Here is a 10925-nt window from a genome sequence, read left to right as displayed (position 1 = left end):
CGGACTCTCCCACCGCAAGTTTTCGGCCCCCCGCGCCGGCTATCTGTCAGAGCCCCGCCAACCTGTCGCGCAGACTCTTGGGGCGTATGTCAGGCCAGTGCTGTTCGATGTAGTCCAAACAGGAGGCTCGATCCGCCTCGCCGTAAACGACCTTCCAGCCGGCAGGGACGTCAGCGAATGTCGGCCACAGACTGTGTTGTTCCTCGTCGTTGACCAAGACGCGAAAGCTGCCATTGTCGTCATCGAACGGATTGATGCTCACTTGGTCCTCCCCATCGTCGAGCAGACCAGTGAAAATCGATCGACAACCCGGCGCAGGCACCCAGCCTCGCCGATTGCTTCACGATGCCTGTTTCCTGTGGCCCACTCCAGCTATGACGTTCTCGTTGCAGGGCGCCAGCATATCCACTTATCTTGACGAGAGTACAGAAATTAGAAATCAGAGAATTTCGCGTTGCTGCCTCGCTGCTATTCAACTACTAACTTGTCCCGAGTTCCAAGACTCGGCAAATAATTTTCAGGATCTGTCCAGACTCGACACCCGCCGGCCTCATGCGCACTGGCCTGCGGTTTGAGCCTCGTCGGCTCATGAGCCACCGAGTTCGGCTACCCAAGGACCGTGATTACGGCGAAAATCCTGCTCCTGGCCGTCCGCCGAAGGCCGAGACAACCCGCTCCGCTGTGCCCGCCGGAGCGCGCAAACAGCGACGGGCGCTGCGCTCCGCGGGAACCAGCCGGCCCGAGAGGTGTGGCCATCCAGCTCCAGGGGGTCTCGAACCGCAGACAGCGACACCACGAGGAGATGGGCATTACGTCGTTACCGCGGCTAAATGTCCAGCGACCGCACAGTTTCAAGCGGTATCGAAGTGCCGTCGGGTCAAGTCCGCCACACGCCTTCCGGGCAGGGACAACACGCTCGTCCCCAGCCGCCCGACGCAGGATCGGAAAAGCCCTCCTCGGCTAACGCTCGGGGGCCATCAGGCGGGCATCACAACACGCCCGGCGGCGGCGACTCGCCCGGACATCTCACCTGGTAATACGGCTACGACACGTCTGTAGTTCAATTCAGCGAAGCGAACAATCAGGGCGTAACACCCCGAAGACGCAGCGCAACACGGTGGAGGTCACAACCATCGCGACGCCTCTGCCCGGCAGCAAATTCTGTCGTGAACGTAAGGGTCATTCGCTGAGGGGCAATTGCGGCCAACGGCGAAACAGATTGAGTTAGCCAGGTCCGCCTCAGATGATCTTGAATAGGCAAAATCAAGATCGTTTGTATTAAATTTGCGATCGCAAACAGACAGCCACTTGGCACAGGCACGGCGAAGCTCTTAATACGCCCATTTTTGGCTAGTTTGGCAAACAAGTCGCCGCCGAATAGTGTTTGCAATTGGTCAGACGTTCCTATGACTCTCCGAAGAACGCCGAAAACGCCTCAGCTGACGCTTGCCAGAACGAACGGCAGCACCCCGGGCGCTCCGGCGTCGCGCAGAAGTCGCGCGGCCATGGTCAGCGTCCAGCCGGTGTCGGTCATATCGTCGATCAGAAGCACCGGACCATCCCAGTGTCCGCCTGCTTCCGCGTCGGCGGAACCCCGTTGTGGCGGTTCCCAGGCACCATCCAGGGCAGCCACCCGATAAGCCGAATTCGCCGCGGTGACAGGGCGGTGCTGCGGGGCGTAGGGCAGGATGCCCAGGTTCGTCAGCCGGCCGATCTGTGCCAGCCGTTGCACGGTCGAAGAGATCAGCACCGGGTGCGTCAGGGAGTCCAGCCCCATCACGGCTGTCGGCCTTCGATCCCAATCCCACGCCTTGAGCACCGCGACGGCCGCGGCCACCACGTCGTCGGGCACCTCGCCGTCGGGTTCGGCGAGCAGGCGACGCAGCCGGGCCCCCCAACCGAGATCGGTGAGTCGGCCGATCGCCCGGCCCGGCGCCGCGCCCTCGGTGATTCGGCCGGACAGCGGCACACCCAGCGCGGCCAGCCCGGACGGCCACTGCTTGCGCGGGGCAACCAGGACGCCGGGCCGGGACAACCGCTGGGAGGTATCGGCGAGGATGTCCGGCGCCACCGCGGCCTCGTAACGCCGGCCGGTGCAGTTGTCACACCGCCCACACCGAGCGTCGGGAACCAGCTCGGGATCGTCGAGCTGACCGCGCAGGAACACCATCCGGCAGCTGTCCGTGGCCTGATAGTCGAGCATCGCCTGTTGCTCCCGGCGGCGCGCCTCGTCGAGTGCCCGATAGCGGGGCTCGTCATAACTCCACGGCTCTCCCGTACCGATCCAGCCGCCCTTCACCCGGCGGACCGCACCGTCCACGTCGAGCACTTTGAGCACCATCTCGAGTCGCGACCGGTTGAGATCGACCAGGGGTTCCAACGCCTGGGTGGACTGCGCACGGTCGGTCTCCAGGGCACCGATGACATGGCGCACCATCGATTCCGACGGGAACGCCACCGATGCGAAGTACCTCCAGACGTCCTGATCCTCTGTGCCGGGAAGCAGGATCACCTCGGCGCTGTCGGTGGCGCGGCCGGCGCGGCCCACCTGCTGGTAATAGGCGATCGGAGACGACGGCGCCCCCAGGTGCACGACGAAGCCCAGGTCGGGCTTGTCGAAGCCCATTCCCAATGCTGACGTCGCCACCAGCGCCTTGACCCGATTGCCGAGCAGATCGGCTTCCAGTTGCTCGCGTTCGGCGGTGTCGGTGGACCCGGTATAGGCGGCCACCTTGTGGCCGCGCTCGGCCAACAGCGCCGCCACGTCATGCGCCTGGGCCACCGTCAGGGTGTAGATGATGCCGGAGCCGGGCAGAGAGTCCAGTTGCGCCACAATCCAGGCGGCACGCTGTGCGGGGGTGCCGGCTTGCACGACCGACAGGCGCAACGACTCGCGGTCCAGCCCGCCACGCAGCACCAAGGTATCCGATCCGCCCACCCCCAACTGGGCCGCGACGTCACTGACCACCCGGTCGTTGGCGGTCGCAGTAGTGGCGAGAACCGGTACCTGAGAACCCAATTCGGCGATCAGGGTACGGATCCGGCGGTAGTCCGGCCGGAAGTCGTGCCCCCAGTCCGAGACGCAGTGGGCCTCGTCGACCACCACCAGACCCGCATCGGCGGCCAGTGCCGGTAAGACGTTGTCACGGAAATCTGGGTTGTTGAGCCGCTCGGGGCTGACGAGCAGCACGTCGAGTTCCCCGTCGGCGACCTGCTGATGGATCGCGTCCCACTCGGTGACATTGCCGGAGTTGATCGTGGCGGCCCGCACGCCGGCCCGCTCGGCAGCGGCCACCTGGTTGCGCATCAACGCCAGCAGTGGGGAGACGATGACCGTCGGCCCGAGACCGGAGGCGCGCAGCAGCTTGGCCGCGATGAAGTAGACCGCGGATTTGCCCCACCCCGTGCGTTGCACGACCAGTGCCCGGCGCCGCTCGACCACCAGGGCCTCGATGGCGGCCCACTGGTCATCGCGCAGCACCGCGGCGGGTCCGGCCAGTTGTTCGAGGATCGACTGGGCCTGCTCGCGGGTTGCCATGCTCCAATGATGCCGGGTGCGCCCGACACCGCTGACTGCGCCAACCCATCGCCGATGAAAGCGCAAGTCGCACTAAGCGTTTCGCTTAACGTGAATATCTGTCAGATTTCTCCGATCGGTACCATCGTCGACGCTCGGTCCGGTAGACGTAAACCCATGCACACCGGGGGGTATGCAGGGCGCGTCGGTGGTTTGGCCGTTGCCCCGGGAGTCGGATCCGCAATCGCAATGGGGATGGGATGTGGGGTCGCCGCTGCCGACCCCGCTGACTCGTCCACTTCATCGTCCAAAGAGTCTCCGGGCAAAAAGACCGATCCGGTGAAACCGAGGAAGAGGAAAAAGCCTGTCGTCAAGCCGCGCACAACCGCCGTCGACAGCCGTCGACAGGACGCCATAGGCGAAGTGGGCGCCAGACTTCGCACCGCCGTGCGCGACGCCTTGGACTCTGTCGATCCCACCCGGCCCGACTCCGACGACGACGTAACAGCAGCGAGAGCAACAGCAGCGGTGAAGGTCCCGACCACCAAGGCCCGCACGAAACGCCAGACCAGAACTGTCGGGCGCCTCCCGTCGCAGAACCAGGCCGCGAGCGGTGCGCCTGAGATCGCGCCCGAACCCGTGAAGACCACCCCAGAGACGTCAGAACCCAGAACACCCGTAGCTGTCGCTGTCGACTCGATCGCCGCGATCCCGAAGTCGGCGCTCACGCCTGCCCCGAAGCCCGAGATTCCCGCGCTGCCGAAGACCGAGAAGGTCGAGGCGTCCGTAACCGGAGCCGTCGCCACGGTGGTCAACACCGTTCTGAACCCGTTCTCGGTGAACTCCACGCCCGACTCCCCGGCCGATCCACCCGCTGCGTGGGCCATGCTGGCATTCGCGCGCCGCGAATTCGAGCATGCGCTCCGGCAACCGCAAGATCTCCTGACCCGCGCCAGTACCCTCACGAGCGCTGTCACCGCGGAGGGACCGGTGGCCCTGGCCCCGGGAATCGTCGTGCCACCGGAACTCGCCGGCCACGTGATCACCACTCCCGGCCCGTCGTTGACGGACCAGATCACGGTGTTCGGGATGGAAGCCCTCAAGCAGGTCTCCCAGGTCATCGGCGTCAACATCACGATGAAACTGGGCGAGCTGATCACCACGCCCACGCCGCCCTGGTTCACCACTATCGGGCTGGACGTCACCAAAGAGACGTATGAGGGTGGCGACGTCTGGGTGATAACTCCGCCCAATCCGACCGGTGAACGGGTCATCGCGGTGCACGGCAGCGGATTCGTCTATGACCCCAACATCATTCACTGGATGGACTACGCACAGATGGCACGCCAGACCGGCGCCACGATCGTCGTCCCCCGCTACCCGCTGATCCCCGACGGCGGCACCGCGGAGAATTCCGTCCCGCCGATGGCCGATTTCATCGCGGCACAGGTCGAGGAGTACGGCGCCGAGAACGTCAGCGTGTACGCGGATTCGGCAGGCGGCACCCTGTCCACGCTCGCCGTGCAAAAGATCGTCCGCGACTGCAACGGTGATTCCGACTGTCTGGAAACCCGGGTCCCGTCCCGCATGGTGCTCCTCTCACCCGGGCTTCAAGGATCAGACATCTACACCGACCCGAACGTGGCGTTGGTCAACGACCCGGTCGTGTGGCTCACCGAGGCGGACAAGGAGTACTACGGCTCCTGGGCCAGCGGGCCCGAGGAGTTGTGGAACCCGATGATCGGGCCGACCGCGGGAATGCCACCGACCACGATCTACGTGGGTTCACGTGAACAGGCCGCGCCGGGCGCACTGCTCTACGCCGAGAGAATGGTCGACGCCGGTCCGAATGCCGACGTCACCGTGGTGATCGGGATGGGCCAGATCCACGACTGGGCCCAGGGCGGTCCCATCCCGATCAACTCACAGTCGGCGAACTACCGCGACGACGTCTACCGACAGCTCGGCATCGTCGCTGACGACGACACCGAACCGGCGGTCGAACTTTAGGCCTTGGCCTTCTCGGCTTCCTGCTCGCGCTTGATCTCGAGTGCGATGTCGATCAGCTGGTCTTCCTGACCACCGATCAGCTTGCGCTGGCCGACGCGCAGCAGCAGCTCGTGGGCGGGCACCCCGTAGCGTTCGCCCTGGCGCACCGCGTGCTTGAGGAAGCTGGAATACACCCCCGCGTAACCCATCACCAGCGCGTTGCGGTCCAGCAGGCACTCGGCCGGCATCGCCGGGGCGACAACCTCTTCGGCGGCATCGGCGATGTCGAAGAAGTCGATGCCGGTCTTGACGCCGATCTTGTCGAACACCCCGACCAACGCCTCGACCGGGGCGTTGCCCGCACCCGCGCCGAACCGACGGCACGAGCCGTCGATCTGCTTGGCACCCGCGCGCACGGCCTCGACCGAGTTGGCCACGCCCAGACCGAGGTTCTCGTGGCCGTGAAAACCGACCTGCGCATCGTTACCGAGTTCGGCCACCAGAGCCGACACCCGGTCGGCGACACCTTCGAGCACCAGCGCACCCGCGGAGTCGACGACGTAGACGCACTGGCAGCCGGCGTCGGCCATGATGCGGGCCTGCTTGGCCAGCTTCTCCGGCGCAATGGTGTGGCTCATCATCAGGAACCCGACGGTCTCCAGGCCCAGCTCACGAGCGAGCCCGAAGTGCTGGATCGAGACGTCGGCCTCGGTGCAGTGGGTCGCGATCCGGCAGATCGAGCCGCCGTTGCCCTGGGCTTCCTTGATGTCTTCCTTGGTGCCCACACCGGGCAGCATCAGGAAGGCGATCTTGGCTTCCTTGGCCGTCTCGGCGGCCAGCTTGATCAGCTCCTGCTCCGGGGTCTTCGAGAACCCGTAGTTGAAGCTCGATCCGCCCAGACCGTCGCCATGGGTCACCTCGATGACCGGAACGCCCGCGGCGTCCAGCGCCGCGACGATGGCGCCGACCTCGTCCTTGGTGAACTGGTGCCGCTTGTGATGGGACCCGTCACGCAGTGACGTGTCGGTCATCCGGACGTCCCAGGCGGAATTGAAGAAAATGTCGCTCATGCTTGGCCTCCTCCGGCCGGGGCGGCCAGGCGCTCTTTGGCGATTTCCTCGCCGACCTTGGTCGCCGCCGCGGTCATGATGTCCAGATTTCCAGCGTAGGGCGGCAGGTAGTCACCGGCACCCTCCACTTCCACGAACACCGTGACCAGGTGGTTTCCACCGTTGACCACCGACGGTTCGTCGAACTGCGGCTCGTTGAGCAGCCGATAGCCCGGCACGTAGGTCTGCACCTCGGCCACCACATCCTTGATCGACTGTGTGATCGCGGCGTGGTCGGCATCCTCGGGGATCGCACAGAAGATCGTGTCGCGCATGATCATCGGCGGCTCGGCCGGGTTCAGGATGATGATCGCCTTGCCGTTTTTCGCCCCACCGATATCGCGCACACCGGCGCTGGTGGTCTTGGTGAACTCGTCGATGTTGGCCCGGGTGCCCGGACCGGCCGAGGCCGACGACACCGACGCCACGATCTCGGCATACGGCACATCCACCACACGGCTCACCGCGTAGACCATCGGGATCGTCGCCTGGCCACCGCAGGTGACCATGTTGACGTTCGGCGCGTCCAGGTGCGCGCGCAGGTTCGCCGGCGGGATCACACCCGGACCGACGGCGGCCGGGGTCAGGTCGATCGCACGGATGCCGGCCTCGGCGTAACGCGGCGCGGCGTCGCGGTGCACGTAGGCACTGGTGGCCTCGAACACCAGGTCCGGCTTCTCGGCTTGGGCCAACAGCCAGTCCACACCCTCATGGCTGGTTTCCAGGCCCAGCTTGCGCGCCCGGGCCAGACCCTCCGATTCCGGATCGATGCCGATCATCCAACGCGGCTCCAGCCACTCCGAACGCAGCAGTTTGTACAGCAGGTCGGTACTGATATTGCCCGACCCGACGATGGCAACAGATGCCTTCTCAGCCATATCGGCTCCCTTATTCGAAACTCAGGTGTACTGAACCTAACCCGGCGAAGTCAGCGACGAAATCGCTGCCCGGAGGTGCATCTATCGCACGCGTGCACGAGCCCGGCAACACGATGTCGCCGGCCTTCAGACGCACCCCGAAGCTCTCCACTTTGCGGGCCAGCCAGGCCACCGCAGTGACCGGATTGCCCAGCACCGCTTCGCTGCGTCCCTCCGCCACGACCTTGCCGTGGTTGGTCAGGACCGCGTCGATACTGCGGATGTCGATGTCCTTCGGCGACACGCGCGCCTCACCGAGCACCCATCCGGCGCTGCTGGCGTTGTCCGCGATCGTGTCGCACAACTTGATCTGCCAGTTGGTGATGCGGGTGTCGATCAACTCGATCGCCGGCGCGAACGCGGCCGTCGCGGCCAGCACGTCCTCCTCGGTGCACCCCGCCCCGGGCAGGTCTTCGGCCAGGATGAACCCGACCTCGACCTCGACTCGCGGGTATAGGAATTTCGACGAGGGCACCGGGACGTTCTCGAACACCTCCATCTCGTCGAGGAGGTGGCCGTAATCCGGCTCGTCGACACCCATCATGTCCTGCATCGCCTTGCTGGACAGCCCGACCTTGTGGCCGATGACACGCGCACCCTCGGCGACCCGCTGCCGGATGTTGATCAGCTGGATCTCGTAGGCATCCACCACGTCGATATCGCCGTACCGATCCGTCAGCGGCTTCATCGGAACCCGGCTCCGCTCGGCCTGGGCGAGATCGGCCGCGAGCTCGTCGCGCACCTCGACACTAAGCATTTTGGTGAATTCCCCTCGCTTCTTTGACCGGGGCGGTTGTTGGATTGCCGGTCAATTCTATAACGTGTTCTACATGACTGGACAGGAGTACGACGTTGTCGTGGTCGGCAGCGGCGCTGCCGGCATGGTCGCCGCCCTCACCGCTGCCCATCAGGGCCTCTCGACAGTAGTCGTAGAGAAGGCGCCGCACTATGGAGGTTCCACTGCGCGGTCAGGTGGTGGGGTCTGGATCCCGAACAACGAGATTCTCAAACGCGACGGCGTGAAAGACACCCCCGAGGCCGCCCGCACCTACCTGCACAAAATCATCGGTGACGTGGTGCCGGCGGAGAAGATCGACACCTACCTCGACCGCTCGCCGGAGATGCTGTCGTTCGTCCTCAAGCACTCACCGCTGAAGCTGTGCTGGGTGCCCGGATACTCCGACTACTACCCCGAGACGCCCGGCGGCAAGCCCACCGGCCGCTCGGTGGAACCCAAGCCGTTCAACGCCAAGAAGCTGGGGGTTGACGAGAAGGGCCTCGAGCCGCCGTACGGCAAGGTGCCGATGAACATGGTGGTGATGCAGCAGGACTACGTCCGGCTCAACCAGCTCAAGCGTCATCCCCGCGGCGTGCTGCGCAGCCTCAAGGTGGGCGTCCGCTCCGTGTGGGCCAACGCCACCGGCAAGAACCTGGTCGGCATGGGCCGTGCGCTCATCGCACCGCTGCGCATCGGCCTGCAGCAGGCCGGCGTGCCGGTCCAGCTGAACACCGCGCTGACCGATCTCCACATCGAGGACGGCGTGGTCCGCGGCGTGTACGTTGCCGATCCCCGCGACAATTCCGCTGAGCCGCAGCTGATCCGCGCGCGCCGCGCAGTGATCCTGGGCTCCGGCGGGTTCGAGCACAACGAGCAGATGCGGGTGAAATACCAGCGCGCCCCCATCACCACCGAGTGGACCGTGGGCGCGGTGGCCAACACCGGCGACGGCATCCTGGCCGCCGAAAAGCAGGGCGCTGCACTCGAATTCATGGAGGACTCGTGGTGGGGCCCGACGGTCCCGCTGGTCGACTCACCGTGGTTCGCCCTGTCCGAGCGCAACTCGCCCGGGTCGATCATCGTCAACATGGCCGGCAAGCGGTTCATGAACGAGTCGATGCCGTATGTCGAGGCCTGCCACCACATGTACGGCGGCGAGTACGGGCAGGGCGCGGGCCCCGGTGAGAACATCCCGGCCTGGCTGATCTTCGACCAGCAGTACCGCGACCGCTTCATCTTCGCGGGTCTGCAACCCGGACAACGCATTCCGAAGAAGTGGCTGGAGTCCGGCGTCATCGTCAAGGCCGACACCCTCGAGGAGCTGGCCGCCAAGACCGGTCTGCCCGCCGACGCGTTCGGCGCGACCATCGACCGGTTCAACGGCTTCGCCCGCTCCGGGGTGGACGAGGACTTCCACCGCGGCGAGAGCGCCTACGACCGCTACTACGGCGATCCGACCAACAAGCCGAACCCCAACCTCGGCGAGATCAAGCACGGCCCGTACTACGCGGCCAAGATGGTGCCGGGCGACCTGGGCACCAAGGGCGGTGTTCGCACCGACCTCGTCGGCCGGGTGCTCCGCGACGACGACTCCGTGATCGAGGGCCTCTACGCCGCAGGTAACGTCAGCTCACCGGTGATGGGTCACACCTACCCCGGCCCCGGCGGCACTATTGGTCCCGCCATGACGTTCGGATACCTCGCGGCACTCGACATTGCAGGGAAGAAGTAGATGCCAATCGATCTCGACAAGGCGCTGGGCGCCGAGCTGGAACCCATCGAGTTCTCCTGGACCAGCAGCGACATCCAGCTGTACCACCTGGGCCTCGGCGCCGGTGCCGACCCGATGAGCGCGCGCGAGCTGCGCTACCTCGTCGACGACACCCCGCAGGTGCTGCCGACGTTCGGCAACGTCGCGGTCAGCTTCCACATGACCGAGCCGCCCAAGGTGCAGTTCCCCGGCATCGACATCGAGCTGTCCAAGGTGCTGCACGCCAGCGAGGCCGTCAGCGTGCCCGGCCCGATCCCGACCAGCGGTACCGCGAAGTCGGTGCAGCGCTTCACCGAGATCTGGGACAAGGGCAAGGCCGCCGTCATCGTCAGCGAATCCACGGTGACCGACGAGTCCGGCAAGGTGCTGTGGACCACCAAGCGGTCCATCTTCGCCCGCGGTGAGGGTGGTTTCGGTGGCGAGCGAGGCCCGGCCACCTCGGCCGAGCTGCCCGATCGCGCACCGGATGTCGAGATCTCGTTGCCGACGCTGCCACAGCAGGCGCTGCTGTACCGGCTGTGCGGTGACCGCAATCCGCTGCACTCGGACCCGGCCTTCGCCGCGGCGGCGGGCTTCGAGCGGCCGATCCTGCACGGACTGTGCACCTACGGCATCGGCTGCAAGGCTATCGTCGACAACCTGCTCGACGGCGACGTCTCTCAGGTGGCTTCCTACGGCGCCCGGTTCGCCGGCGTGGTGATCCCCGGCGAGACCCTGCAGGCCAACGTCTGGAAGGAAGACGGCAAGTTCATCGGCGTGCTCACCGCACCGTCGAGGGACAACGCCGTCGTGCTGTCCGGTGTGGAGCTCGTTCCGGCCTAGTCCGCTTTCCCGCTTTTCTTTC

Annotated in this window: 8 protein-coding genes; 3 read left to right on the top strand and 5 right to left on the bottom strand. The window is 65.6% G+C overall.

Annotation, left to right across the window (positions count from 1 at the left end; translation table 11 throughout):
* Nucleotides 1–46 precede the first annotated feature (46 nt).
* Together AB0876_RS01130 and AB0876_RS01125 are read right to left on the bottom strand one after the other, a co-directional pair.
* Nucleotides 47–262, bottom strand: coding sequence for an MbtH family protein (locus AB0876_RS01130; RefSeq protein ID WP_004571464.1), 216 nt, complete (start codon nucleotides 260–262; stop codon nucleotides 47–49).
* 1173 nt (nucleotides 263–1435) lie between these two features.
* Entirely contained in the window at nucleotides 1436–3538 is a 2103-nt protein-coding gene (locus tag AB0876_RS01125; protein WP_526040954.1) for a RecQ family ATP-dependent DNA helicase, read from the bottom strand.
* 402 nt (nucleotides 3539–3940) lie between these two features.
* Between AB0876_RS01125 and AB0876_RS01120 the strand changes: the two genes are divergently transcribed.
* On the top strand, nucleotides 3941–5527 hold the full coding sequence (locus tag AB0876_RS01120) for an alpha/beta hydrolase (RefSeq protein ID WP_526040953.1): 1587 nt from the start codon (nucleotides 3941–3943) through the stop codon (nucleotides 5525–5527).
* On the opposite strand, the gene dmpG is transcribed toward AB0876_RS01120, so the two are convergent.
* From dmpG to AB0876_RS01105, 3 genes are read right to left on the bottom strand one after another with little or no spacing between them, the layout of a single operon-like run.
* A complete protein-coding gene (dmpG, locus tag AB0876_RS01115; RefSeq protein ID WP_064958040.1) occupies nucleotides 5524–6576 on the bottom strand; it encodes a 4-hydroxy-2-oxovalerate aldolase in 1053 nt (350 codons plus the stop codon). The two genes, AB0876_RS01120 and dmpG, sit on opposite strands and share 4 nt — an antisense overlap.
* Nucleotides 6573–7493: an acetaldehyde dehydrogenase (acetylating) gene (locus tag AB0876_RS01110; RefSeq protein ID WP_526040952.1), complete on the bottom strand. Its 921-nt coding sequence runs from the start codon at nucleotides 7491–7493 to the stop codon at nucleotides 6573–6575. Before AB0876_RS01110 ends, dmpG begins: the two co-directional genes overlap by 4 nt.
* Before the next feature lie 10 nt (nucleotides 7494–7503).
* Complete coding sequence (locus tag AB0876_RS01105; RefSeq protein ID WP_526040951.1) at nucleotides 7504–8289, bottom strand: 2-keto-4-pentenoate hydratase; 786 nt, start codon at nucleotides 8287–8289, stop codon at nucleotides 7504–7506.
* A 73-nt stretch (nucleotides 8290–8362) separates the two neighbouring features.
* On the opposite strand from AB0876_RS01105, the gene kstD reads away from it, so the two are divergent.
* Together kstD and chsH3 are read left to right on the top strand one after the other, a co-directional pair.
* A complete protein-coding gene (gene kstD, locus AB0876_RS01100; RefSeq protein ID WP_491837731.1) occupies nucleotides 8363–10042 on the top strand; it encodes a 3-oxosteroid 1-dehydrogenase in 1680 nt (559 codons plus the stop codon).
* Nucleotides 10043–10903 (top strand): enoyl-CoA hydratase ChsH3, encoded by an 861-nt coding sequence (gene chsH3 / locus AB0876_RS01095; protein WP_491837730.1) that lies wholly within the window; start codon nucleotides 10043–10045, stop codon nucleotides 10901–10903.
* The last annotated feature ends 22 nt before the right edge of the window (nucleotides 10904–10925 follow it).

The sequence above is a fragment of the Mycobacterium sp. NPDC049093 genome (assembly GCF_040704635.1).
Taxonomy (GTDB): domain Bacteria; phylum Actinomycetota; class Actinomycetes; order Mycobacteriales; family Mycobacteriaceae; genus Mycobacterium.
The sequence above is the reverse complement of the archived record's forward strand: the minus strand, read 5'-3'. Positions and strand labels throughout refer to the sequence as shown.

Bases quoted from the DNA above. Each gene is read 5' to 3' on its own strand.
- AB0876_RS01125 (WP_526040954.1), bottom strand. From the start codon at position 3,538: ATGGCAACCCGCGAGCAGGCCCAGTCGATCCTCGAACAACTGGCCGGA.
- dmpG (WP_064958040.1), bottom strand. From the start codon at position 6,576: ATGAGCGACATTTTCTTCAATTCCGCCTGGGACGTCCGGATGACCGAC.
- AB0876_RS01110 (WP_526040952.1), bottom strand. From the start codon at position 7,493: ATGGCTGAGAAGGCATCTGTTGCCATCGTCGGGTCGGGCAATATCAGT.
- AB0876_RS01105 (WP_526040951.1), bottom strand. From the start codon at position 8,289: ATGCTTAGTGTCGAGGTGCGCGACGAGCTCGCGGCCGATCTCGCCCAG.
- kstD (WP_491837731.1), top strand. From the start codon at position 8,363: ATGACTGGACAGGAGTACGACGTTGTCGTGGTCGGCAGCGGCGCTGCC.
- chsH3 (WP_491837730.1), top strand. From the start codon at position 10,043: ATGCCAATCGATCTCGACAAGGCGCTGGGCGCCGAGCTGGAACCCATC.